Source organism: Williamsia sterculiae, from assembly GCF_900156495.1.
GTDB classification, from domain to species: Bacteria; Actinomycetota; Actinomycetes; order Mycobacteriales; family Mycobacteriaceae; genus Williamsia_B; species Williamsia_B sterculiae.
Map to the genome: position 1 here is coordinate 451044 of NZ_FTNT01000002.1, position 23629 is coordinate 474672.

At 67.5% G+C, this 23629-nt stretch carries 21 protein-coding genes; 10 read left to right on the forward strand and 11 right to left on the reverse strand.

Annotated elements, in window-relative coordinates:
- Positions 1 to 312, reverse strand: coding sequence for a type VII secretion target (locus tag BW971_RS04910; protein WP_076477052.1), 312 nt, complete (start codon positions 310 to 312; stop codon positions 1 to 3).
- 610 nt (positions 313 to 922) lie between these two features.
- On the opposite strand from BW971_RS04910, the gene upp reads away from it, so the two are divergent.
- Positions 923 to 1546, forward strand: a complete 624-nt coding sequence (upp, locus tag BW971_RS04920; protein WP_076477055.1) for a uracil phosphoribosyltransferase — start codon at positions 923 to 925, stop codon at positions 1544 to 1546.
- 28 nt (positions 1547 to 1574) lie between these two features.
- Here the strand turns inward: upp and BW971_RS04925 are convergent, their stop codons facing one another.
- From BW971_RS04925 to BW971_RS04940, 4 genes are read right to left on the reverse strand one after another with little or no spacing between them, the layout of a single operon-like run.
- Complete coding sequence (locus BW971_RS04925; protein ID WP_076477057.1) at positions 1575 to 2357, reverse strand: ABC transporter ATP-binding protein; 783 nt, start codon at positions 2355 to 2357, stop codon at positions 1575 to 1577.
- Positions 2354 to 2956: a hypothetical protein gene (locus BW971_RS04930; RefSeq protein WP_083709281.1), complete on the reverse strand. Its 603-nt coding sequence runs from the start codon at positions 2954 to 2956 to the stop codon at positions 2354 to 2356. The genes BW971_RS04925 and BW971_RS04930 overlap by 4 nt, the downstream gene beginning before the upstream one ends.
- Positions 2953 to 4638, reverse strand: coding sequence for a phospho-sugar mutase (locus BW971_RS04935; RefSeq protein ID WP_076477059.1), 1686 nt, complete (start codon positions 4636 to 4638; stop codon positions 2953 to 2955). The genes BW971_RS04930 and BW971_RS04935 overlap by 4 nt, the downstream gene beginning before the upstream one ends.
- A 4-nt stretch (positions 4639 to 4642) precedes the next feature.
- Positions 4643 to 5491 (reverse strand): purine-nucleoside phosphorylase, encoded by an 849-nt coding sequence (locus BW971_RS04940; protein ID WP_076477061.1) that lies wholly within the window; start codon positions 5489 to 5491, stop codon positions 4643 to 4645.
- Between the two features lie 43 nt (positions 5492 to 5534).
- On the opposite strand from BW971_RS04940, the gene BW971_RS04945 reads away from it, so the two are divergent.
- Complete coding sequence (locus BW971_RS04945) at positions 5535 to 6233, forward strand: enoyl-CoA hydratase/isomerase family protein (RefSeq protein ID WP_076477063.1); 699 nt, start codon at positions 5535 to 5537, stop codon at positions 6231 to 6233.
- Positions 6233 to 7396: a M20 family metallopeptidase gene (locus BW971_RS04950; RefSeq protein WP_076477065.1), complete on the forward strand. Its 1164-nt coding sequence runs from the start codon at positions 6233 to 6235 to the stop codon at positions 7394 to 7396. Before BW971_RS04945 ends, BW971_RS04950 begins: the two co-directional genes overlap by 1 nt.
- A 6-nt stretch (positions 7397 to 7402) precedes the next feature.
- Here BW971_RS04950 and BW971_RS04955 read toward each other — a convergent pair whose 3' ends face one another.
- Positions 7403 to 7885 (reverse strand): gamma-glutamylcyclotransferase family protein, encoded by a 483-nt coding sequence (locus BW971_RS04955; RefSeq protein WP_076477067.1) that lies wholly within the window; start codon positions 7883 to 7885, stop codon positions 7403 to 7405.
- 153 nt (positions 7886 to 8038) lie between these two features.
- Here BW971_RS04955 and BW971_RS04960 point away from each other — a divergent pair, with 153 nt between their 5' ends.
- Both BW971_RS04960 and BW971_RS04965 read left to right on the forward strand, forming a co-directional pair.
- A complete protein-coding gene (locus tag BW971_RS04960; protein ID WP_076477069.1) occupies positions 8039 to 9439 on the forward strand; it encodes an NAD(P)H-quinone dehydrogenase in 1401 nt (466 codons plus the stop codon).
- A 175-nt stretch (positions 9440 to 9614) separates the two neighbouring features.
- The gene (locus BW971_RS04965) at positions 9615 to 10784 is read left to right on the forward strand and encodes an aminotransferase-like domain-containing protein (protein WP_076477443.1); all 1170 of its coding nucleotides are present in this window, start codon (positions 9615 to 9617) and stop codon (positions 10782 to 10784) included.
- A 117-nt stretch (positions 10785 to 10901) separates the two neighbouring features.
- Here the strand turns inward: BW971_RS04965 and BW971_RS04970 are convergent, their stop codons facing one another.
- Positions 10902 to 11183 carry a hypothetical protein gene (locus BW971_RS04970; RefSeq protein ID WP_143690199.1) on the reverse strand — a complete coding sequence of 94 codons (282 nt, stop codon included), beginning with the start codon at positions 11181 to 11183 and terminating at the stop codon, positions 10902 to 10904.
- 197 nt (positions 11184 to 11380) lie between these two features.
- Positions 11381 to 12868, reverse strand: coding sequence for a glycerol kinase GlpK (glpK, locus tag BW971_RS04975; RefSeq protein WP_076477446.1), 1488 nt, complete (start codon positions 12866 to 12868; stop codon positions 11381 to 11383).
- A gap of 182 nt (positions 12869 to 13050) precedes the next feature.
- On the opposite strand from glpK, the gene glpD reads away from it, so the two are divergent.
- Entirely contained in the window at positions 13051 to 14757 is a 1707-nt protein-coding gene (gene glpD / locus BW971_RS04980; RefSeq protein ID WP_076477448.1) for a glycerol-3-phosphate dehydrogenase, read from the forward strand.
- Between the two features lie 59 nt (positions 14758 to 14816).
- On the opposite strand, the gene BW971_RS04985 is transcribed toward glpD, so the two are convergent.
- The 3 genes from BW971_RS04985 to BW971_RS04995 all read right to left on the reverse strand — a co-directional run bounded on the left by BW971_RS04985 (position 14817) and on the right by BW971_RS04995 (position 18268).
- A complete protein-coding gene (locus BW971_RS04985) occupies positions 14817 to 15320 on the reverse strand; it encodes a hypothetical protein (RefSeq protein ID WP_143690200.1) in 504 nt (167 codons plus the stop codon).
- A 363-nt stretch (positions 15321 to 15683) separates the two neighbouring features.
- Positions 15684 to 16892: an acyl-CoA dehydrogenase family protein gene (locus BW971_RS04990; protein WP_076477075.1), complete on the reverse strand. Its 1209-nt coding sequence runs from the start codon at positions 16890 to 16892 to the stop codon at positions 15684 to 15686.
- Complete coding sequence (locus BW971_RS04995) at positions 16889 to 18268, reverse strand: LLM class flavin-dependent oxidoreductase (RefSeq protein ID WP_076477077.1); 1380 nt, start codon at positions 18266 to 18268, stop codon at positions 16889 to 16891. The genes BW971_RS04990 and BW971_RS04995 overlap by 4 nt, the downstream gene beginning before the upstream one ends.
- A gap of 138 nt (positions 18269 to 18406) precedes the next feature.
- Here BW971_RS04995 and BW971_RS05000 point away from each other — a divergent pair, with 138 nt between their 5' ends.
- Genes BW971_RS05000 through BW971_RS05015 form a run of 4 tightly spaced genes read left to right on the forward strand, consistent with a single transcriptional unit; the run spans position 18407 to position 23611 of the window.
- Positions 18407 to 20077, forward strand: coding sequence for an ABC transporter substrate-binding protein (locus tag BW971_RS05000; protein ID WP_076477079.1), 1671 nt, complete (start codon positions 18407 to 18409; stop codon positions 20075 to 20077).
- Positions 20074 to 21090: an ABC transporter permease gene (locus BW971_RS05005; protein ID WP_076477081.1), complete on the forward strand. Its 1017-nt coding sequence runs from the start codon at positions 20074 to 20076 to the stop codon at positions 21088 to 21090. Before BW971_RS05000 ends, BW971_RS05005 begins: the two co-directional genes overlap by 4 nt.
- Entirely contained in the window at positions 21087 to 21992 is a 906-nt protein-coding gene (locus tag BW971_RS05010; RefSeq protein ID WP_076477083.1) for an ABC transporter permease, read from the forward strand. The genes BW971_RS05005 and BW971_RS05010 overlap by 4 nt, the downstream gene beginning before the upstream one ends.
- A complete protein-coding gene (locus BW971_RS05015; RefSeq protein ID WP_076477085.1) occupies positions 21989 to 23611 on the forward strand; it encodes a dipeptide ABC transporter ATP-binding protein in 1623 nt (540 codons plus the stop codon). The genes BW971_RS05010 and BW971_RS05015 overlap by 4 nt, the downstream gene beginning before the upstream one ends.
- Positions 23612 to 23629 lie beyond the last annotated feature (18 nt).

Consider the following 23629-nt stretch of genomic DNA (forward strand, 5'->3'; position numbering starts at 1 on the left):
TCACAACCTCAGCGTGCGGTCGGCGGCCAGATCGTGCGCGCCTCGTGCGTCGCTCGCACGATAGTCCTCGCCGGAGGTGTCCGCGGCGCCTGCGAGCGTTCGGTACTGCTGCGCGACCTCGCCGATCACCGCGTCACGATGTGCGCACGTCGCGGCGAGCACGGCCAGGAATTCGCTGCCGACGATGCCGAAGGTGGGCATCAGCGTGGCCACGTCGACGCCGCCCGCGGTTCCGGCGACGGACTCGGCGACGGTGCGTTCGGCGACGCCGAACGCACCCAGGGTGTCGGGGTCGACCTTCACGGGTTGCACGTGAGTCCTCCTCGCTCGGGTTCGGTTCGGCGATATGACGATCCCACGTCGCCATTGGTTCCGCGTACCGCGTAGCTCAGACTTCGGTCTCCCGCAACGAATGATGATCGCGACCGGTGTTGGCCTCGCCTTGACAGCAACGAGAAGTCACCAGATGCCACCGTACGACCCGCGGGGCATACCACCCCACGGGTCCTTGTCACCGATGTTCAGAGCTTTCCAGTGGTACGCGTCGGAGTAATGGTGGTGCCATTGGGGCCACTCCATGAATTCATCGCCCGCCCGGCGCCGATAGCGCCGATACTGGCGACGAGCCGTGAGGGTGACGGTCTCTTGTGCATCGAGCGCGGCCCGACGCGCACAGCGAATCGCTCTGTCGGTCTGTGACCGAGACAGCGCGTCCACACGGCGATCTCGAAAGATGTCATTCCTTCGCCGAAGTCGCATCGCACACCTCGATGGTTCATCAGACGTTGGCCGCTGGACTACGAAGCCCGTCCTTCGACGATACCTCGATGTCGAGATCTGCTCTGGTCGCCCGTGAGCGGGTCAGGTCTATCCGTGCGCTGCTGCCATCAGAACCTGCGCCATCACCATTAGGGTTGCAGCCATGCAGACGACGGTGGTGGAGCACCCACTGGCAGCGGTCCGACTCACCCAGATGCGCGACGAGCGCACGTCGAATGCGGGGTTCCGGGCGGCACTGTCCGACCTGACCCGCATCCTCGTCTACGAGGCGCTGCGCGACGCACCGATCGCCGACGAACCGATCACCACCCCGGTCACCGCGACCGTGGGTGCGCGGCTGGCCGACCCGCCGCTGCTGGTCCCGGTACTGCGCGCGGGGCTCGGGATGGTCGATCAGGCGCACGCGATGGTGCCGGAGACCCTGGTCGGCTTCGTCGGCATCGCCCGCGACGAGACCACCCATCAGCCGGTGCCGTATCTGGAGTCACTCCCGGATGACCTGTCGCAGACCTCGGTGTTCGTGCTCGATCCCATGCTCGCGACCGGCGGGTCGATGCTGTACACGATCGAGTTGCTGGTGGCGCGCAACGTGCGCGACGTGACCGCCATCTGTGTGGTCGCCGCCCCCGAGGGGGTCGAGGCGCTCGCCGGATCGGGATACCCGGTGCGGCTGGTCACCGCGACCGTCGATGCCGGGCTCAACGACGACGCATACATCGTTCCGGGTCTCGGTGATGCCGGTGATCGCCAGTTCGGACCCCGCTGACCCACACCGCGACGACGTCCCAGGGATCTCAGCCCGACATCGCCGACCACCGACCGCCGCGCCGATGCACCGTGACCGGGTGGTCGAAGGTCGCGGAGATGGTCGTCGACGTGAGCGACTCGTCGACCGGCCCGGACGCCACCGCCTGTCCGTCGCGCAGCAGGAACGCGTGGGTGGTGCTCGCGGGCAGGTCCTCGAGGTGGTGGGTGACCAGCACGCTGGCCATGTCGGCCACCTCCGTGCGCAACTGATCGACCGCGGTCAGCAATTGTTCGCGGGCGGCCAGGTCTAGGCCGGTGGCCGGCTCGTCCAACAGCAAGAGGGCCGGCCGCGCGGTCAGCGCACGGGCGATCAGCGTTCGACCCCGCTCACCCTGGCTCATCGTGGTCCAGGTCAGTGTCCGACGGGCGCCCATCCCGAGCAGGTCGAGCAGTTGGTCGGCGTGGTCGTGTTCGGCACGGGTGTAGTCACGGCGCGGATCCAGTTCGGGTGTGTTGGTCAGGCCGGTGAGCACCACATCGTGTGCGGTCAAGGGCAGGTCGAGGCGGTGCCGGGGATCGACGTGGCCGATGTGCGTGCGCAGTTCGCGCATGTCGACGCGACCGAGTCGGGACCCCAGGACCTCGACGGTTCCGTGGGTCGGATGGCCGAACGCACCGAGGATGGTCAGCAAGGTCGACTTGCCCGCGCCGTTGGGGCCCAACAGTGCCCAGTGTTCACCCGCGGTGACGCGGAAGTCGACGTCGCGCAGCAGATATCGGCCACCACGGACGACATCCACCCCGGTCGCTGCGAGTACGGGCGGGGTCATGAACTCCAGTACTCCAGCATCGGTTCGACCGCCAGGACGCTGCCGGCCTCGGAGATCACCAGTGTGGCCGGGGAGATGTCGTAGGTCACGCCGTTGTTCTGCGCGGTGAAACCGGTCGCCGTGCGAGCCGGGAACTCGATCTCCACGGAACCCCCGTCGGCGAGTCCCTTGTAGTAGAGGCCACCTGCCACCCCCACCTGACAGATGACGATCCGGGACCGCGCGGTCCGCGCGACCATCACCACCCCGTCGGTCACGGTGTTGCAGCGTGGACCGCCGTCGAGGAAGCCCGACCCGTCGGTGTTGCTGACATCCGGCGACGGGCGTCGGGTGGGGGCGCCGCTCGCCGGGATGGTGGGCAATACCGGGGTGACGGTGACGGTCTTGCCCGGGGCCGTGGTGGTGACGATCGGCGGCAGGGTGCCGCCGGTCGCGGCGGTCGCGGACGCCGACGCGGTGTCGCCATGGTCGTCGTGGCGGGGGATGAACAGCAATCCGAGCACCACCGCGAGCGCGAGCACCACCAAGCCGACCACGGCAGCCGCCGCGACCAGGGGACTGGTCCACGGCGAGCGGCGGTCATTCTGTGGACGCGTCATCGTGATGCACCCCCGGCTTCCCGCAGCATCGACTCGACGTCGTCGCCCACCGCCTCCAGGAGGGCTCCGCATCGCGCGATCACGTCCGTCAGCGAGTCGGCATCGTCCACCGGTCCGACGATCTGCAGGTAGCTCTTGAGTTTGGGTTCGGTGCCCGACGGTCTGACGACCACACGCAGGCGTCTGCTCGCCTCGTCCTCACCGGTCAGCGCCACCGCGTCGGTGCGGAGATGGTCGGTCCGTTCGGCGAAGTCGTCGAGGCGGAGCGCGACCCCGGCAACCGACCGTGGAGGTCGTGCGCGCAGCGACGACATCATCGCGGTGATCTGGTCGAGGTGATCCACCCGGATGGCACGTTGCGTGCTGAGATGCGCCCCGTGCTCCCGGAACAACTCGTGCAGAACACCGATGAGGCCGGTACCGGCGCCCGGCGCACCAAGGGTCGTGGCCTGGTGGGCCAGCACCGCCAGACACACCGCCGCGCTGAGCCCGTCCTTGTCACGGACCGCGTCGGGGTCGACGCAGTGTCCGATCGCCTCCTCGTACACGTACAGCAGGGGTTCACCCGCCCGCACCAGCCACTTGAACCCGGTGAGGGTCTGCACGTGGCGGGCCCCGGCAGCCGCGGCGACGGCGGGCAGCAGTGTTCCCGAGACGATGGTGTTGGCGACCACCGGCACGGAGTCGCCGAACGGTGCGGCCTCGTCGAGGAGGAAGGCGCCGAGCAGACCGCCGGTCTCGTCACCGGTGAGCATTCGCCATCGCCCGTCGACCGCGGCACCCACCGCGCACCGGTCCGCATCGGGGTCCAGCGCGATGGCGATGTCTGCGTCCACGTCCCGGGCAAGGGCGAGTAGTCGATCGGCGGCCCCGGGTTCTTCCGGATTCGGGAACGCGACGGTCGGGAAGTCGGGATCTGGCGCGAACTGCTCGGCGACGACGTGCAGGTCGTCGAAACCGGCCTGTCGGAGGGCCTCCACCGCAATGGTCCCACCCACGCCGTGCATCGGGGTCAGCGCGATGCGCAGGGTCGACGACCGACTGCCGAACCGGTCCAACAGTCGGCGCAGGTAGCGGTCGCGCACCTGGTCGGCACGCGGATCGTCGGACACCGGCGTCCGCGGCACCTCGTCCGCCCGTCCGACCTCGGACATGAGTTCCTCGATCCGGCTGTCGGCGGGCGGGATCAGCTGGGCGCCTTGTTCCAGGTACACCTTGTAGCCGTTGTCGGCTGCCGGGTTGTGCGACGCGGTGACCTGTATCGCGGCCACCGCGCGCAGATCGCGGGCGGCGAAGGCGACCAGTGGCGTGGGGGTGGCACCCGGTAATGCGACCACCTCGAAACCGGCCGCGGCAGCCACCTCGGCGGCGGCCGTCGCGAACTCGACAGACCCGTGTCGGGCGTCCCGGCCGACCACGACGGTCCCGCCGGAGTGCCCCGATTCGTGCAACCACCTCGTCAGCGCGGCGGTGGCGGTGGTGACCACGGCGACGTTCATCCCCGACGGCCCGCCCCGCACCGGACCGCGCAGTCCCGCCGTGCCGAACCGCAGCGGCTCGTCGAACCGTTCACGCAGGTCGTCGGGCGACAGGGCGCGAAGTTCGGCACGGGTGTCGGGGTCGGGGTCGGCGTCGACCCAGCGATCGATGACGTCGATGTGTGCGGTGTCCGGGACGGTCATCGGATCAGATCGCCGCGATGACCTTGGCGAGCAGTTCACCCATGCGTTCGGCCGACTCACGGCCGGCGGCGAGGACCTCCTCGTGGTTCAGCGACTCACCGGTGATCCCGGCGGCGAGGTTGCTGACCAGCGACACCGCCAACACTTCCATCCCCGCCGCGCGGGCGGCGATGGTCTCGTGCACGGTCGACATCCCCACCAGGTCGGCCCCCAGCGTGCGCAGCATACGGATCTCGGCAGGTGTCTCGTAGTGCGGGCCCGGCAGACCGGCGTAGACCCCCTCGACCAACGACGGCTGCACGCGGTGTGCGAGGGCACGCAACCGCGGTGAATACGCATCGACGAGATCGACGAACTGCGCGCCGATCAGCGGTGAGCGCGCGGTGAGGTTCAGGTGGTCGGATATCAGCACCGGTTGCCCGACCGCGAGGTCCTCGCGGACACCCCCGGCAGCGTTGGTCAACACCACGGACCCGCACCCGGCCGCGGCCGCGGTACGCACGGCGTGCACGACCCGACCCAGATGATGGCCCTCGTAGGCGTGGGTGCGGCCGAGCAGCACCAGCACCCGACGATCGCCGAGCCGCAGCGATCGAATGGTGCCGGTGTGCCCCAACGCACTCGGTGGGGTGAAACCGGGTATGTCGGCCATCGAGATGTCGGCGACCGACTCGCCCAACGAGTCCGCCGCGACGGCCCAGCCGGACCCCAGGACCACCGCGACGTCGTGGGCGGGGACGTCGGTCGCCTCGGCGATGGCGGCGGCGGCGAGGCCGGCCGCCGTGTCCGGATCGACGCCGGGGTCGACGTGCTCCGTGTCGGCCGTGATGTGGGCAGTGTCTCCACTGGTCATGGTCCAACCTTAAAGCGATCGGTGAGGCTATAGGGTTCACCCCATGCCTTATCTGATCCGCAGCGATGAGATCTGGGAGCTGCAGCTGGGCACCGAGGGTGTCGAACTGGACGAACAGAATCCCGACAACCGGTTCTCCGACGTGTGGTTGAGCACGATCACCGAGCTGCTCGAGGTGATCGTCGCCGAACGGCCGTCAGGGGTGGTCCTCACCGCCACCGGGAAGTTCTTCAGCAACGGACTCGACGTCGAGTTCATCGCCGCCAACGCGAACGCGCTGCCCGCGTATCTGGACCGGGTACACGCGGTGTACCGCGCGGTGCTCACCCTGCCGGTCCCGACCGTCGCGGCGATCAACGGGCACGCCTTCGGCGCCGGTGCGATGCTCGCGCTGTGCACCGATCACCGGGTGATGCGTACCGAGCGCGGATACTTCTCCCTTCCCGAGGTGCTGCTCGGGATGCCGTTCACCCGGGGAATGGCCTCGTTGTTGCGTACGCGCCTCACCGATTCGACCGCCTCGGAGGCAATGTTCACGGGACGTCGATACGGCGCGCAGGAGGCGTGGGACGCGGGCATCGTGCACGCGACCGCCGACGTGGCCGATCTCGTGGACTCGGCGCGTGCCGTGGCGACCGAGCGTGCGGCGACCGCGGGATCGCCGCTGGGCGTGATCAAGGCCGGGCTGTACGCACCGCTGCTGGCGGATCTGGCCGTGGCCACACCGCCGTCGCTGGTGTGATGGATCCCGCTCAGGTCTGGTTGGACACCGACGGGTCCGACCTCATCCGATGGCGTAGGCATCTGCACGCGCATCCGGAACTCTCGCGCCACGAGGTGCAGACGACGGCGTTCGTCGCCGACGAACTCGCGGCGTCCGGGATCGCGGCACGCCCGCTGCCGGAGGGCACCGGACTGGTCTGTGACCTGGGGCCGTCGGATGGCACCCGCATCGGGCTCCGCGCCGACATGGATGCGTTGCCGATCACCGAGCAGACGGGACTGCCGTTCTCATCGCTTGTCGACGGGGTGTCGCATGCCTGCGGCCACGACGCGCACACCACCATCCTCCTGGGGGTCGCGAAAGTTCTCGCCTCGATGCCGGAACTGCCGATCGGCGTACGACTCGTCTTCCAGCCCGCCGAAGAGGTGATGCCAGGCGGCGCCATCGACGCGGTACGCGCTGGTGTCACCGATGGCGTTTCCAAATTCTTTGCGCTGCACTGTGATCCCAAGTTGGAAGTGGGGCGTGTGGGGTTGCGGACCGGCCCCATCACGTCGGCGGCCGACCACGTTCGGTTGACCCTCACCTCGCCAGGTGGGCACACGTCGAGGCCGCATCTCACCACCGACCTGGTCTACGGCATGGGAACCGTCATCACCGGACTACCCGGTGTGCTGTCGCGGCGGGTCGACCCGCGCAGCGGCACGGTGATGGTGTGGGGTGCGGCGCATGCGGGTAACGCCCCCAACGCGATCCCGCAACAGGGTGAGCTGCGCGGAACGGTGCGCACCGGTGATCACGACACCTGGGACCTGTTGGAGCCGCTCATCCGCACGACCATCGGCGAGCTGCTCGCCCCGCTGCGCGTCGATTACGACCTGGCGTATCAGCGCGGCGTGCCGCCGGTGGTCAACGATCTGGCGAGTACGGAGATCCTGCACACCGCGGCCGCTGCAATGGGACCCGAGGTGGTCGCCGACACACCCCAGTCCGGTGGCGGCGAGGACTTCTCCTGGTACCTCGAGAAGGTGCCCGGCGCGATGTGTCGGCTCGGCGTCTGGGACGGGGTGTCGCCACAGGTGGATCTCCATCAGCCCAATTTCGTCATCGACGAACGCGCGCTGGCCATCGGGGTCAGGACCCTGGTCGGTGCGGTGTTGGCGGCGGCGGCCGTCGGATAGTCGACGTCAGTCGGCGGTGGGGCCCGGCCCCGGTCCGACATTGCGTGCATCGCGCACCCGCAGGGCACGGACGTAGCTCTGCGGCGCGCCGGCGATCTCGGCCGCATCGGCCATCACCCCGAGATAGCGCGCGGACGGCAGGCCGCCCTCGAAGGCGTCCAGGACATAGAGCCAGGCCAGGATCGGGCCCTCGGCGGTGTCGATTCGCCCGCGGATCTTGCGGTGGATCTCGAGTTCCGAGCCCTCCCAACGGTCGAGGGCCGCCTCGTCCTCCGGTGTCACGTCGTACAGGACGACGAACACCCGCGCGTCGGGGTTGTCACGATCCTCGGCGACGGTGGCCAGAGCGCCTTCCCAACCGATGTCCCCGCCGCCGAAGGTCAACCGCCACCCGTTCAGCCACCCGGTTCCGGCCATGGGGGAGTGCGGTGCCCGTTCGGCCATCTGATCGGGATGCATGTTGGACCCGTAGGCGGCATAGATCGGCACGGCGAAAGCCTAGATGTTCGTCGGCCGGACCGAAAGCACGGACCCCGTGTGCCCGAGGTGGCATCGATTAGGTTTGGCCGTGGGTACGTTCTCGAAACGCACCGCACGCAGACGACGCAACACATACGGACAACGCAGGGAGTGGTTCGCGCAATGACCAGGATCGTGATCATCGGCGGCGGACCGGCCGGCTACGAGGCGGCACTCGTCGGTGCGGCGTACGGCGCCGACGTCACTCTGGTCGACTCCGACGGTGTCGGCGGCGCATGCGTGCTGTGGGACTGCGTGCCGTCCAAGACCTTCATCGCCTCCACCGGCATCCGCACCGAGGTACGCCGGGCCGTCGACCTGGGCATCAACCTCAAGGTCGAAGGGGCGCTGGTGTCGCTACCGCAGATCCATCAGCGCGTCCGTGACCTCGCATTCGCGCAGTCGGCCGACATCCGTTCCCGCCTGGAGAGCGAGGGCGTGCGCCTGGTCGCCGGCCACGGACGGTTCGTCGACGGGGGGGTGGGCGCCGGTCACCGGGTGCAGGTCACCACGGCCGAGGGTGGGGACGACGTCCTCGACGCCGACGTCGTGCTCATCGGCACCGGTGCGTCACCGCGGGTGTTGCCCGACGCGCAGCCCGACGGCGAACGGATCCTCACCTGGCGCCAACTCTACGACCTCGACGCGCTCCCCGAGCATCTTGTCGTGGTCGGCTCCGGCGTGACCGGAGCCGAATTCGTGCACGCCTACACCGAACTCGGCGTGCAGGTCACCATGGTGTCCAGCCGCGACCGGGTGTTGCCCGGTGAGGACGAGGATGCCGCGCTGGTCCTCGAGGACGCGTTGGCCGAACGCGGCGTGACCCTGGTCAAACATGCTCGTGCCGACAGTGTGGACCGCACCGAGGACGGGGTGGTCGTACATCTCGCCGACGGCCGTACCGTCGCGGGTTCCCACGCGTTGATGACCGTCGGTTCGGTCCCCAACACCGGTGGCCTCGGGCTCGAGGCGGTGGGACTGGACACCGACCGCGGCGGGTACCTGCGGGTCGACCGCGTGTCGCGGACCGCGGTCGCGGGCATCTACGCCGCCGGTGACTGCACCGGGTTGCTCCCGCTCGCCTCGGTGGCCGCGATGCAGGGCAGGATCGCCATGTACCACGCCCTCGGTGAGGGAGTCAGCCCCATCAAACTGAAGACCGTGGCCTCCGCCATCTTCACGCGCCCCGAGATCGCCACCGTCGGGGTGAGTCAACAGGCCATCGACAACGGTGAGTACCCGGCCCGCACGGTGATGCTGCCGCTGTCGACCAATCCACGAGCCAAGATGAGCGGCCTGCGACGCGGTTTTGTGAAGATCTTCTGTCGCCCGGCCACCGGTGTGGTGATCGGCGGGGTGGTCGTCGCACCCACCGCGTCGGAGTTGATCCTGCCCATCGCCATCGCGGTGCAGAACAAGCTGACCGTGGACGACCTGGCCAGGACATTCTCGGTCTACCCGTCGCTGACCGGGTCGATCACCGAGGCCGCCCGTCAGCTGGTGCGACACGACGACCTGGACTGACGCGCGCCCGGGCACTGCGTGTTCCCATCTGCTGGGAACTCGGTTTCATATTCTGGTCAGTGCGACCTAGCATGGCCCACACGGGGCGATCTGCACCCCGGTGTCCCGGTGACCACACGCATCACCGCTTGTCTCTGTCGTGTTGTCATCAGGAGTCGCCGTGTCCTCCCCGTCGTTGTCGTCGTCGACCGTCCGCCCGTCGCGGGCACTGTCCAGCATCCGTGGTTCGGCCATCCGCGATCTGTTGCGGGTCACCGAGCGCCCGGATGTCTTGAGCATGGCCGGCGGTCTGCCGGCCACCGACCTGATCCCGTCCGATCGGATCGCCGAGGCGGCGTCCCGGGTGATCTCCGAGGCGTCGGCGTTGCAGTACACGGTCAGCGCGGGCGTCCGCCCGTTACGAGAGGTCGTCGCCGACCGTGACGGCACCCACCCGGAGCGGGTGCTGATCACCCATGGTTCACAGCAGGCGTTGTTCTTGTCGGCGCAGGCGCTGCTCGACCCGGGCGATACGGTGATCGTCGACGATCCCGTGTATGTCGGTGCGCTGCAGGTGTTCCAGTCGGTGCGCGCCGAGATCGTCGCGCTGCCGATCACCGCTGAGGGGACTGACGTCGACCGTCTGGAGCGGTTGCTCAGCGACGGGGTGCGACCGCGAATCGTGCACACGGTCAGCAATTTCCACAATCCCGCCGGGGTGACCGCGTCGGCGCGGACACGTCGGCGACTTGCCGAACTGGCCGCCGACCACGGTTTCTGGATCATCGAGGACGACCCGTACGGACAGTTGCGCTTCGCCGGGAGGTCGATGGACCCGATACCCGGCGACCGGGTGATCCGACTGGGGTCGGCCTCGAAGATCCTCGCCCCTGCGCTCCGGGTCGGTTGGCTGCAGGCATCACCGGACGTGGTGGAGCTGGTGGAATTGCTCCGCCAGGGAGCGGATCTGTGTGGATCGACCTTCGCCCAACTGATGACCGCGGATCTGTTGGGGGACAGCGACTTCATGACCGCGCACGTCAGCGATCTCCGACGCGAATACGCTCGGCGGGCCGCAGCGCTCACCGGTGCCTTACGTACCGATCTGGGCGCCGTCTGTGGGGTCGAGTTCATCGAGCCGGAGGGCGGCATGTTCTGCTGGCTGCGTCTACCCGGCCTCGACACCGCGATCCTTCTGGACCATGCGGTCCGCGCAGGGGTGGCGTTCGTGCCCGGAGCCGCATTCGCCGTGGACGCAGGTCTCGGGGACCGTCTGCGACTGAGCTTCGCCACCTTGTCCCCGGATCAACTGACCGAGGCCGTGCGCCGCCTGGCGACGGCGGTGCACGACCTCGGGCGTGGCTGATGCGGCACACCCACCCGAAAACCGCAGCAGATCCGATCTCCCGCAGTTGTCGTGTTCTCCCGCCGAAGCATCGCCAGGAAGTCGGTGAAACTGCGGGAAACTATTCGGCTGAGCGCGTCAGCGGGTGACGACGACGATCCAGGTGCGACCGGAGTAGAAGCCCCACTGGTGACGCTTGACGTCGAAGTGCGGGGTGACGCGGACACCGCGGTAGACGAACGGGCCGTAATTGGGACGATGTACCACGATCTGTTGCTGCACGGGTGCGCGATGGATGTTCTGCTGTGCGTGGGGTGCCGGCTGCGGCGCGGCCGACGCGGTCGCGGTACCCAATCCCAGTGCGGTCCCGGCCATCGCTCCAGCCACCACGACCGACATCGCGAACTTCTTCATTGTCACGGTCTTCTCCCTGTACCCAGTTGTCCTGCACCCGGTGTCATCATCGGGTTGCGGCTACGGCGCTTTCCGAGCCAGTAGGAAAAGTACGGATGATTCCTGTCAGAAGGATCGGCGAAACACTGTGCGGGAACTGTCAATAGAATGCTGCGAGTGCGGTGGACGGACGCTGCGGAAACGCTGCGCTTCAGTGCTCTGAGTCAGGCCAGGTCGAAGCTGTGTCCGACCGCGGTGTCCCATCCGTCGAACAACTCGTCGCGACGTCCGGTGGACATCTCGGGTTCCCACGTCCGGTCCTCGGCCCAGTTGGCCCGGATCTCGTCCTCGGACTCCCAGTAGCCCACGGCGAGCCCCGCCGCGTAGGCGGCACCGAGGGCGGTGGTCTCGTTGACCACCGGTCGCACCACCGGAACCCCGAGGATGTCGGATTGGAACTGCATCAACAGGTCGTTGACGACCATCCCGCCGTCGACCTTGAGAATTTCCAGCTCCACCCCGGAATCGGCTTGCATTGCCTCGATCACCTCGCGTGTCTGGTACGCGCTGGCCTCCAACGCCGCCCGCGCCAGGTGACGGCGATCGGCGAAACGGGTGAGTCCGACGACCACCCCACGGGCGTCGGGCCGCCAACGAGGCGCGAACAGCCCAGAGAAGGCCGGGACGAAATACACCCCGCCGTTGTCCTCCACCTCGGCGGCGAGATCCTCGACCTGCGATGCGCTGCTGATGATCCCGAGATTGTCGCGTAGCCACTGCACAAGCGAGCCGGTGACGGCGATGGATCCTTCCAACGCGTACACCGGTGCGTCGTCACCGATGCGATAACAGATGGTGGTGAGCAGTCCGTGTTCGCTGAACACGGGGTCCGTTCCGGTGTTCAGCAGCAGGAAGTTCCCGGTCCCGTAGGTGTTCTTCGCCTCACCGGGGGAGAGGCAGGCCTGGCCGAAGGTGGCCGCTTGCTGGTCACCGAGGATCCCCGAGACGGGTACACCGGCCAGTACCCCCCGTTCGCGGACGTGTCCGTAGACGTCCGACGAACTGCGGATCTCGGGCAGCAGGGCCTGCGGGACACCCATCTCCGCGCAGATGTCGGGGTCCCACTGCAGGGTCCGGATGTCCATCAGCATCGTCCGGGAGGCATTGGTCACGTCGGTGATGTGCAGGCCACCGTCCGAGCCGCCCGTCATGTTCCACAGCACCCAGGTGTCCATCGTGCCGAAACACAGATCTCCCGCCTCGGCACGGTCGGCGAGCCCGTCCACCTCGTCGAGCAACCAGCGGATCTTCGGGCCGGCGAAGTAGGTCGACAACGGCAGGCCGGTGCGTTCGCGGTATCGGTCGTCGCCGGCGTCGCCACCCAGACGTCTGCACAGGTCGGCGGTCCGGGTGTCCTGCCAGACGATGGCGTTGTGCACCGGCTTGCCGGTGGTGCGGTCCCAAATCAGGGTGGTCTCGCGTTGATTGGTCACCCCACAGGCGACGACGTCGGCCGGGGTGAGATCGGCGGACGCCAGTGCGGCGGCCACGACCCGTCGGGTGTTCCGCCAGATCTCCTCGGCATCGTGTTCCACCCAGCCCGCGCGGGGGAAGATCTGCCGGTGCTCGAGCTGTTCGCTGCTCACGGGACGTCCGTCGTGCCCGAAGATCATGCATCGGGTCGACGTCGTGCCCTGGTCGATGGCTGCCACGAAACCGTCCGGGGTGCTCACAGCCTCCGAGTCTGGCATGTCCAGGCGTACGCCCGGCCGGAATCGCGGCGTCCCGCGTCCGGAGCTACCGACGGGTAACCTGGGCGTCGGCAGCAGAGGAGGTGTTCGACGTCGTGCCCGTTCAGCATGACCGTGAATTCGACCCGGACCGACCCGCCGACATGGGGCCGCTCTACCGCGCGGAGGCCTGGCGTCGGCTCGGCGATGAGACGTTCGACATCGTGGTGATCGGCGGCGGTGTGGTGGGCGTGGGGAGCGCCCTCGACGCAGCCACCCGGGGTCTGCGGGTCGCGCTGGTGGAAGCCCGCGACATCGCGTCGGGAACGTCGAGCCGGTCGTCGAAGATGTTCCACGGGGGACTCCGGTACCTGGAGCAACTCGAGTTCGGACTGGTGCGCGAGGCCCTGCGGGAGCGTGAGCTCTCGCTCAGCGTGTTGGCCCCGCATCTGGTCAAGCCGTTGCCGTTCCTGTACCCGCTGACCCATCGGTACTGGGAGCGACCGTACGTGGCGGCCGGCATCTTCCTCTACGACACCATGGGTGGGGCCAAATCCGTTCCTGGACAACAGCATGTGACCCGGTCGGGAGCGTTGCGGGCGGCACCGGCGTTGAAACGCACCGCGTTGATCGGCGGTATCCGCTATCACGACACGGTCGTCGACGATGCCCGGCACACTCTCACTGTCGCCCGCACGGCGGCCAATTACGGTGCGGTGGTGCGATCTTCAACGCAGGTGACCGGATTTCTGCGGGAGGCCGACCGGGTCAGCGGGGTTCGCGTCCTCGATACCGAGTCCGGAGAGACCACCGAGGTGCGCGCCCACTGCGTGATCAACGCCGCTGGAGTCTGGACCGATGAGGTTCAGGCGCTGTCGAAGACCCGTGGTCAGTTCCGGGTCCGAGCGTCCAAGGGCGTGCACATCGTGGTGCCCCGCGATCGCATCGTCAGCGAGACCGCGATCATCCTGCGGACCAGCAGTTCGGTGCTCTTCGTCATTCCGTGGGAGACCCATTGGATCATCGGGACCACGGACACCGACTGGAACCTTGATCTGGCCCATCCGGCGGCGACCCGGGCCGACATCGACTACATCCTGGACCGGGTGAATGAGGTGCTGGTCAGCCCGATCACCCATGAGGACATCGAGGGTGTGTACGCGGGGTTGCGGCCGCTGCTGGCCGGTGAGAGCGAGGCCACCTCGAAGCTCAGTCGTGAGCACGCGGTGGCCGAGGTCGCGCCCGGTCTGGTGTCGATCGCCGGTGGGAAGTACACCACGTATCGGGTGATGGCCGCAGACGCGGTGGACGCCACCACCGACTTCATTCCCACGCGTGTCGCCCCGTCGATCACCGAGAGGGTGCCACTGGTGGGTGCGGACGGCTACTTCGCCCTGATCAACCAGTGCGAACACCTCGGTGAGCGATATGGACTGCATCCCTATCGGATCCGACGACTTCTCAATCGGTACGGCTCGCTGATCGACGACGTGCTCGGGCACGCTGCTGACGATCCCTCACTGTTGCGACCGCTGGCCGCGGCCCCGCAGTACCTGCGGGTGGAGGTGGTGTACGCGGCGTTGAACGAGGCGGCGCTGCACGTGGAGGACATCCTCGCTCGCCGTACGCGGATCTCCATCGAATACCCCGATCGCGGGATGAACTGCGTTCAAGAGGTCGCCGATCTCGTTGCGCCGCTGCTCGGTTGGAGACCGGAGCAGGCGGAGTTCGAGGTGCGGACGTATCGCGAGCGGGTGGAGGCCGAGATCGCTTCCCAACGACAACCCGATGACGCATCGGCCGATGCGTTGCGCGCGTCGGCCCCGGAGTTCCGTGCGGAGATCCTGGAGCCGGTGCCGGTTCCGGACTGACCGGGCGGGGTGTCCAGCGGCGCCTCCCGGTGGGTGGGGCGCCGCTGGCTTCGTCTGTGTCAGGCCGGCAGCAGTGACGGGAAGGCGATGGCGGCGTCGGCGAACGCGCCGATCCGATGCTGGAGGTAGAACCCCAGTCTCAGGTGGCGGTCGGATTCGTGACCGGGTACTTGCTCGTAGGTCTTCGGATCGATCGGGTAGACGATGTCACCCAACAGGTCTGCTTTGCCTGGCACGTTGTAGGAGGCGAACAGGGCCGGCAGTGGGAAGCCGATGATGGCATACTTGGGTGCCGCCGGATTCCCAGCACGGAGTGAGGTCACGCGTTGCAGCACCATCCCGTTGCCGTAGGGGGTCGGGGCGATATCTTGATACACCTGCACCCCGGCACCGAACGCGGCGGCGTAGGTGATGTCGTCGAGCTGACTGACCTGGTGAACCACAGTCGGTGCGACGGGTGCAGCGGTGGCGGTAGCTGCGGCGGTGGTACCGGCCAGCCCCGCGATCATGGCCGCGGCGGCCGCGCCGGCCACCCGCAGACCGATCGTCGTCACAGATTTCATGTGTTCCTCCCGCTGGATAGCGATAACGTAAGTTACGACAACTATCGTCTCGGTGCGCCGAGACGTTTAACGTCGGTGTGATTGCCGACAGGGCGAGTCCAATCGGTCGTCGCAACCCTGGGTTGGTCAAACAGCTGTACTTGCTCGGCGAAGACCGCCGCCGGGGTCGTCAGCCCAGGACCGCGGAGCTGTCGTCGGCGCGGTCAACCGCATGACGTCAGAGTCGGTGTAGCGCCATTGCAGACCTGGATGCGGTCGTCCCTCGTGTGCGATGACGCGCACACCCTCAGGCCACCCGGTCAGTTCGTCAACTCACGCCCCTGCTGATCGGTCCCGTCGCTGTCGTGGGGCTGCCGGGAGGGCTCAGAAATAGCCGTTGGCCGGGAGGGCCGTCTCGTTGACCAGCAGGTCACCGATCGCGATCGCCTTGTACGAGGTCGGATTGTGCAGGGTGATGGTCCTGATGTTGCGCCAGTGCCGATCCAGATTGCGGGTGCGACTGGCTGCGGAGGCACCGCCGACGTCGAACAGCGATGTCGCCGCGGGGAGCGCGACCCGATCGACGTGCACCTTCACCCGGGCGGCCGCGAGTGATGCCTGCTCGAACAGGTCGGTATCGATGACGCCGTCCCGCGCACAGGCGAACGCGCGCTCCACATCCTGCGCCGCCGATCGCACCGCCGCCCGGGCCACCGTTGCCGCGGCGTCGACCTCACCGATCGTCTGGAGGAGCACCGGATCGTGTCGTGGTTCAGCGGCGGGCGCATGGTCGAAAGTGCGGATACGGCCGCGGACGAGTTCGACCGCATCGTCGGTCACCGACTGCAGGATCCCGGTGATCAGGGCCTGCAGGAAGAGCTGCAGCAGCGGACCGTCGTTGGCGACCGGCGGGGCGTCGGTGGCCGCCGTGGCAGTCAGCGACAGCACGTCGGTGGGTCTCACCACCACGTCGACGAGCTCGGTCGATCCGGTACCCGTGCGATGTTGACCGATTCCGTCCCAGTCGTCGAGAACGCGCACCCCCGCACGATCGAGCGGGACGACGACGCGGGCCACCGATTCGTCGAGTGCGGCTTGTACGGCGACGTAGTCGGCGAATGCCGTTCCGGTGCTGTAGAACTTCTCACCCGTCAGCAACCATCCATCGCCGACCGGCCCGTCGTGCACGGTTCGCAGTCGAGTGGCGAACCGTCGTGTACCGGCCGTGCCGCGACGCTCGCTGGAGGCATTGCCGAAGATCTTCCCGTGGGCGATCTCGGTACTCCAGCGTTCGCGCACAGGTCCGTCGGGGAGACGCTTGATCTGCTCGACGAACCAGAAGTGTGCGCGCAGGATATGGGCGACGATGGGGTCGGCATGGGCGAGATCGACAATGAAGTCGAGGAGTTCCACCACATCCGCGTCGCCTCCGCCGTGGGCGGCGTCGAGCGACAGCGCCGTGAGCCCGGCGTCTCGGAGCAACTGGATCTGCTCGTGCGGATCCTTCCCGCGACGCTCCCGCTCCGCTGCCCCCTCACCGATCTCGCCGAGTACCGCACTGCGATCGGCGACGATGCGGGTCGCCGCCGTCATGCGGTGGCGCCCTCGAGTGACTCGGCGAAGGCCCCGCGATATCGCGCCGCGGGATGTGTGTCCGGCAGTCGATCGCGCCCGGTCAGCTTTCCCCGAGTGGTCCCCGGGACGTACTCACGGCGAGCCAAACCACGGTCCCGCAGTACCGGCAACACGTGGTCGGCGAACTCGACGTAGCTGTTCGGGATGGTCGCGTTGATCACGTTGATCCCACCCACACCGGCGTCACGCCACTCGTCGAGCCGGTCGGCGATCTGCTCGGGAGTACCGACCACCCGCCCAGAGCGACTGCGCAACTGGGCGAGATCCCGCACCGTCGGTTCCCGGTCCGGCACCGACTCGCGCAACCAGATCAAGGTGCTCTGTGTGCCCTGCGTCTCGATGTCCCCGATGGGTGTGTCGAGGTCGTAATGACCGAGGTCCACCCCGAGACCGCCCGCCGAGTGAGCGATGATGGTCGCCGGGTCGATGAGTTCGTCGAGTTCGGCCGCCTTGCGGGCTGCCTCCGCCTCAGTACTGCCGACCACGAACGACAACCCCTGGAAGAACGTCAGATCCCGCGGATCACGTCCCGCCTCGGCGGTCAGCCTGCGGGTGTCGTCGATCAATGCCCGTGCCGCAGCCGGGTTGGGCGACACGATGAACTGCGCCTCGGCGTTACGCGCCGCGAAACGCCGTCCGGTCGGCGACGAGCCCGCTTGGAACAGCACCGGAGTCCGCTGCGGCGAAGGCGAGACCAGGTGCGGACCCTCGACCCGGTAGTGCTCGCCGACGTGATTGATCTTGTGCACCTTGTCGAAATCGGCGTGGATCCCGGACTTCTTGTCCTGGATCAACGCCCCGTCCTCCCAGGATCCCTCCCACAGCTTGTAGACGACGTCGACGTATTCGTCGGCCCACGCGTAACGGTCGTCGTGGCGGGTGATGCCGTCGTGGCCGAAGTTCCGCCAGGCGTTGCTCGACAGGCTGGTCACGATGTTCCACGCGATTCGCCCTCGGGAGGCGTGGTCGAGGGTGGAGATCTTGCGCGCGAAGTCGAAAGGGTGTTCCTGCAGGATGGAACTGGTGATCGCGATGCCGAGATTCTCGGTGTGCGAGGCCAGCGCCGATGCGATCACCAGAGGGTCGTTGCTGGGGATCTGCAACCCGGAGTCCACGAACTTCTTCCAGTCACCCTGGTAGTCGTCGTAGAGGCCGACCACATCGGCGAAGAAGATGAAGTCGAAGACCGCGTCCTCCAAAACCTTTGCCAGCTCGATCCAGTGCTCCAGTGAGTTGAAGTCGGTCTGTCGTGCCTCCGGTGCACGCCACGCACCGTGCAGGATGTGCGAGGTCGTGTTCATGACGAAAGCGGAGAAACGCAGCGGTTCGGACATGCGCGTGACGTTACGACGGACATGTCGTCCGATGTCGACTTGAAATCACCTTGAGGTCAAGCGATGACCGCGGGTGGTGGCTGTCTCTACGGTGAGCCGGTCCTCCCCACCCCCCTTTTTTTCGGTCAAGGAGTCTGCGTGTCGTCTCTCGTTCGACGTGGATCATCGGTGGCTCTGTTGCCGGTGCTCGGTGTGGTGATCTGCGCGATGCTGCTAGCGGCCTGCAGTCGGCCCGAGATCGGCGACGGCCGGTCGACCGGGGTCGCCGCCCGCGCGGGTGAGGTCACCACCGGTGGTGTCATCGAATACGGTCACGAGCAGGAGCCACCCTGCGTGCACGGCGGGTGGGTGCAGAACGCCTATCTGGCGCGGCAATACCTCGACAACCTGGTTTCCCTCGCCGACGACGGAACGGTGGTGCCCTGGTTGGCGACGAGCTGGGAGATCTCACCCGACCGTCGCACCTACACGTTCCACTTGAAACCGGGGGTCAAGTTCACCGACGGCACCGATCTCGATGCGGCCGCGGTGAAGACCAACATCGCTGGTTACCTCGATCCGGCGAATCCCAACGGAACCGTTGTCTCCTACATCGGACAATATTTCGCCTCCGACGAGGCCGTGGACAAGCTCACCTACCGGTTGCACCTGAAGGCTCCGTACACCCCGTTGCTGACCGTCCTGTCCCAGGGATACTTCGGAATTCAGTCCCCGAAGGCGTTGGCCCGGGGGGCGAAGGCGAACTGCTCACAGCCGGTCGGGTCGGGTCCGTTCCGGATCGAGCGCTGGGATCGCAATCGCAGCATCACGTTCGTCCGCAACCCCGACTACAACTCGGCGCCGGCCAACGCGAAACACCAGGGCCCCGCCTACGTCGACAAGGTGATCTGGAAATTCCTGAAAGATCCGGTGCTGCGCTACGGTTCGCTGACCAGCGGATCGTCCGACGTGATCTACAACGTGCCCGCCATCAACTGGGCGGATGCGACGAGGCGCTTCCAGACCGAGCAGTACATCACGCCCGGGCGGCCCAACGCGATCACACTGAACGTCGCGCACGCGCCGTTCGACGACGAGCGCGTCCGTCAGGCGTTGGCTTACGCGGCCGACCGTCGTAAGTCCGTGCAGACCGCGTACCTCGGGGTGGTGCCCTACAACGCCAACGGCGCCCTGAGCCAGACCACCCCGGATTACGACCCGACCGCCGGTGATTACCCGCACGACCCGGCCAAGGCCGCCGAGCTGCTCGACTCGGCCGGTTGGGGCACCCGCGATTCCGCCGGGATCCGCGTACGCGACGGACATCGGTTGACCGCGCGGGTGGTGTATCCGGCGGATGCCATCATCGGACCGGAGGGCGCGGGCATCCTGCAGGATGTGGCCGCGCAGGCCCGGCAGGTCGGATTCGACCTGCAGCTCGTACCCGCGACGCAGAGCGCCTATTTCGGTGGCAACTACAGCAAGGCGGATACCTATGACGCCTATGTGGGGTACTGGACCAGCCCCACCCCTGGTCTGCTGTACATCAACTGGCGGCAACGCCTGACGCCCAGTCCGAACCCGTACAACACGGCCTTCTACAACGATGCGCACTTGCAGGGCGTGATCGAACAGGCCAATTCCGCGGCCGATCCCGCCGAGGCGGCGTCGCTGTATTCCGACGCCCAACACATCATCGGCGACAAGGCGCTCGCGATCGGTCTCTACACGCAGACGACGTCGTTGGCCACCCGACCCGGTCTGCACGACGTCTGGATCGAGAAATCCCAAGGCGAACCCGTGTTCGCGGATGCGAGGTTCGTACGATGACCGTGAGTGAGGTCACCAGCTCGCCGACCGCCGAAGCATCGGGGCCACGAAGATCTCCGACGGTCACGCAGCGTCGGTCGCTCGCGCGGTGGGCGGGCAGGGTCGGATCGGCAGTCTTCGTGCTCTGGGCGGCAGCGTCCATCACTTTCTTGCTGCAGATCCTGGCCCCCGGTGACCGCGCGACGCTGTTGCTGAACCTGTCGTCGGGATTGAGTCGGGAACGGACAGCCGACGAGACCGCCCCGGTGAACGCACAATACGGTTTCACCGATTCGATCTGGCGGCAGTACCTGCACTATCTCAGCGGTCTGGTGCGAGGAGACCTCGGCACCTCGTATCAGTTGCAACAACCGGTCACCGAGGTCATCGCCGCACAGATCGGCCCGACGCTGATCCTGACGTTCAGCGCGCTCGTCGTGGCGTGGTTGTTGGTGTTGTTCATGACCACGTTGACCGCGGGCCGCCGTGGGCCCTGGGGTGCGGTCGGATCGCTGATCGAGACGATCAGCGCCGGACTGCCGCAGTACTGGCTCGGATCAATTCTGCTCGTCGTCTTCGCCATCGGATTGGGTTGGTTCCCGGTGGAGAGCGGTACCGGGTTGCGGGGTCTGGTGTTGCCGGTGTTGACCTTGGCGATACCGCTGGCCGGCTTTCTCGGGCAGGTCGCCCGCGACGAGTTCACCCGCGCGCTCGACCAACCGTTCGTGTTGACCGCGCGCAGCAGGGGGCTCGGAGACATCGCCGTGCGATCACGACATGTGTTACGACACTCCGTCATCCCCGCGATCACCGTATCCGGTTGGGCCGTCGGCGCGCTGTTGTCCAGCGCCGTGATCGCCGAAACAGTGTTCGCGCGGGCGGGTATCGGTCAGACGCTGGTCACCGCGGCCACCTCACGCGACGTCCCGCTGGTCAGTGGCATCGTGCTCGTCGTGGCCCTGGTCTACACCGTCGCCAATCTGCTGGTGGACGCCCTCTACACCGCCATCGACCCCAGGATCGAGGTCCCGTGACCGTCACCGAGAACCCCACTGACCGAGCGTCGTCCTTCTCGACACTGCTCTCCACGTTGAGGACACGCAATCCGGTGCCGTCGGAGGACCGACGACGCCTGCCGTCGGCGGGGGTGGTCGCCGCCGCGATCGTCGTCCTGTTGCTCCTGGTGGCCGTGATCGCCCCCTCCGTGCTGGCGCCCTACGATCCGTTCGCCATCGACCTCGACTCGACCCTGGCACCACCGAGTTGGGCTCACCTGTTCGGCACCGACCTCAGTGGGCGTGACCTGCTCAGTCGCGTCATCTACGGCACCCGTGAGTCGCTCGGTATCGGATTGGCTGCCGTGGGTGTCGCCGCGGCTCTCGCGGTCGTGTTAGGCATCGCCGCCGGGCTGTCCGGCCGGATCGCCCGCGTCCTGGCCAACCGGTGGATCGAGATCATGTTCGCGTTTCCCACCGTGCTGCTGGGTCTGTTGCTCGTGTCGGTGTTCGGCCCGGGCGCGGTGACCCTGATCTTCGCGATCGGGATCGGCATCGCACCCGGGTACGCCCGCATCGTGCGTGGACAGGTACTGGCGGTGCGCACGGCTCCGTACATCGAGGCGGCCACCGCCATCGGGCACTCGCGCACTCGGATCCTGCTGCAGCACATCGCCCCCAACTCGCTGCGGCCGATGATCGTGACCGTGACCCTGGGCGTGGGACAGGCGATCATCTGGGCATCGGGTCTGGCCTACCTGGGCCTCGGCGTGGCACCGCCGGCACCGGAGTGGGGTGCGTTGCTCGATGCCGGACGCACCTACATCACCGCAGCGTGGTGGGTCGAGGTCTTCCCCGGTCTGGTCGTGGTGGTGGTGGCGTTGGCGTTCACGACGCTTGGTCGGCATCTGGGTGTGCGTCTGGGCGGTGTGGCGCGATGACCGCCCCGCTGGTCGACGTCCGCGGACTCCGGGTGTCCTTCGCAGGCCATGAGATCGTCAAGGGTGTCTCGTTGTCGGTGGCCGCGGGTGAATGCCTGGCCATCGTGGGGGAGTCCGGCTCGGGAAAGTCGGTGACCGCGCGCACATTGATCGGTCTCACCGGCGAGGGAGCCGAGATCTCCGCCGAGGCGATCGAACTCGACGGTCGGTCGCTGCTCGGTCTCGGTGACCGGCAATGGCAGGACATCCGTGGTCGGGAGATCGGGTTCGTGCTACAGGATGCGCTGGTGTCGTTGGACCAGTTGCGCACCGTGGGCAGCGAGATAGGCGAGGCGTTGACGGTCAACGCCTCTCGCGACGATGGGCGACGCCGACGTCGGCAGCGCGACGGCCGGGTTGTCGAGTTGCTGCATCTGGTCGGGGTTCCCGAACCCGAGGTGCGAGCGCGACAGCGGCCACACGAGCTGTCGGGCGGGCTGCGGCAACGTGCTCTGATCGCCTCCGCGCTGGCCCGCGACCCGAAGCTGTTGATCGCCGACGAGCCGACCACCGCCCTGGACGCCACAGTCCAGGCGCAGATCCTCGACGTCCTGCGCGAGGCCAAGGAACGCGGCAACGGACTCATCCTGATCTCCCACGATCTCGCGGTGGTGGGGGAGCTCGCCGACCGGGTGGCGGTGATGCGGGCGGGTGAGGTGGTCGAGTACGGACCCGCCCGCGAGATCCTCACCAGACCGCGGCACGAGTACACGCAATCGCTGCTCGACGCGGTGCCGTCGCGGGCGTCGAAGGGGACACTTCTCACCACGGGTGCCGAGCTGCCCGCCGTCGCGACCCCCGACACGTCGACACCGCCGGTGCTCCGGGCCGTGGATCTGCGAAAGTCTTTCCGAGGCAAACGGTCCGTGGAGCACGCCGCCGTCCGTGGGGTGAGCTTCGACCTGCAGGCAGGTCGCACCCTGGGGATCGTGGGTGAGTCCGGGTCGGGCAAGACGACCACCGCGCGCATGGTGTTGGGGCTGACCCCGCCGGACGCGGGGGCGGTGGAACTCGACGGTGAACCGTGGAGCGCGCTGACCGACGCCCAGCGGCGGTCCCGCCGCAGCAGAATCTCGGTGGTGTACCAGGATCCGTTGAGTTCCTTCGATCCGCGGTGGACCGTGGAGCGGATTCTGCTCGACGCGGTGCAGGTGGCCGGTGTGCGCGGGGCCGCCGCGCGGCAGAAGGTGTCGGAGCTGCTGGATCACGTGGGTCTGTCCGATGCATTTCGCGACCGGCACCCGTTGAAACTGTCCGGGGGGCAACGCCAGCGGGTGGCGATCGCGCGAGCGCTGGCTCCGAACCCGTCGGTGATCGTCTGCGACGAGCCAGTGTCGGCCCTCGATGTGTCCATCCAGGCGCGCATCCTCGATCTGCTGGCCACACTGCAGGCAGAGACCGGGGTGGCGTTGCTGTTCATCTCCCACGATCTCGGCGTCATCCACCACATCAGTGACGACATCCTGGTGATGCGCGACGGGGAGGTGGTCGAGTCGGGGACGGCCGACGACGTGTTCGAACGGCCCCAGCACCCATACACCCAGGAGCTGTTGGCGGCGGTGCCGAAAGTGGTGGTCTGAAGCATGTTGCGGACGAGC

Bases quoted from the DNA above. Each gene is read 5' to 3' on its own strand.
- upp (WP_076477055.1), top strand. From the start codon at position 923: ATGCAGACGACGGTGGTGGAGCACCCACTGGCAGCGGTCCGACTCACC.
- BW971_RS04925 (WP_076477057.1), bottom strand. From the start codon at position 2,357: ATGACCCCGCCCGTACTCGCAGCGACCGGGGTGGATGTCGTCCGTGGT.
- BW971_RS04930 (WP_083709281.1), bottom strand. From the start codon at position 2,956: ATGACGCGTCCACAGAATGACCGCCGCTCGCCGTGGACCAGTCCCCTG.
- BW971_RS04935 (WP_076477059.1), bottom strand. From the start codon at position 4,638: ATGACCGTCCCGGACACCGCACACATCGACGTCATCGATCGCTGGGTC.
- BW971_RS04940 (WP_076477061.1), bottom strand. From the start codon at position 5,491: ATGACCAGTGGAGACACTGCCCACATCACGGCCGACACGGAGCACGTC.
- BW971_RS04945 (WP_076477063.1), top strand. From the start codon at position 5,535: ATGCCTTATCTGATCCGCAGCGATGAGATCTGGGAGCTGCAGCTGGGC.
- BW971_RS04950 (WP_076477065.1), top strand. From the start codon at position 6,233: ATGGATCCCGCTCAGGTCTGGTTGGACACCGACGGGTCCGACCTCATC.
- BW971_RS04960 (WP_076477069.1), top strand. From the start codon at position 8,039: ATGACCAGGATCGTGATCATCGGCGGCGGACCGGCCGGCTACGAGGCG.
- glpD (WP_076477448.1), top strand. From the start codon at position 13,051: ATGGGGCCGCTCTACCGCGCGGAGGCCTGGCGTCGGCTCGGCGATGAG.
- BW971_RS04985 (WP_143690200.1), bottom strand. From the start codon at position 15,320: ATGAAATCTGTGACGACGATCGGTCTGCGGGTGGCCGGCGCGGCCGCC.
- BW971_RS04990 (WP_076477075.1), bottom strand. From the start codon at position 16,892: ATGACGGCGGCGACCCGCATCGTCGCCGATCGCAGTGCGGTACTCGGC.
- BW971_RS04995 (WP_076477077.1), bottom strand. From the start codon at position 18,268: ATGTCCGAACCGCTGCGTTTCTCCGCTTTCGTCATGAACACGACCTCG.
- BW971_RS05005 (WP_076477081.1), top strand. From the start codon at position 20,074: ATGACCGTGAGTGAGGTCACCAGCTCGCCGACCGCCGAAGCATCGGGG.
- BW971_RS05015 (WP_076477085.1), top strand. From the start codon at position 21,989: ATGACCGCCCCGCTGGTCGACGTCCGCGGACTCCGGGTGTCCTTCGCA.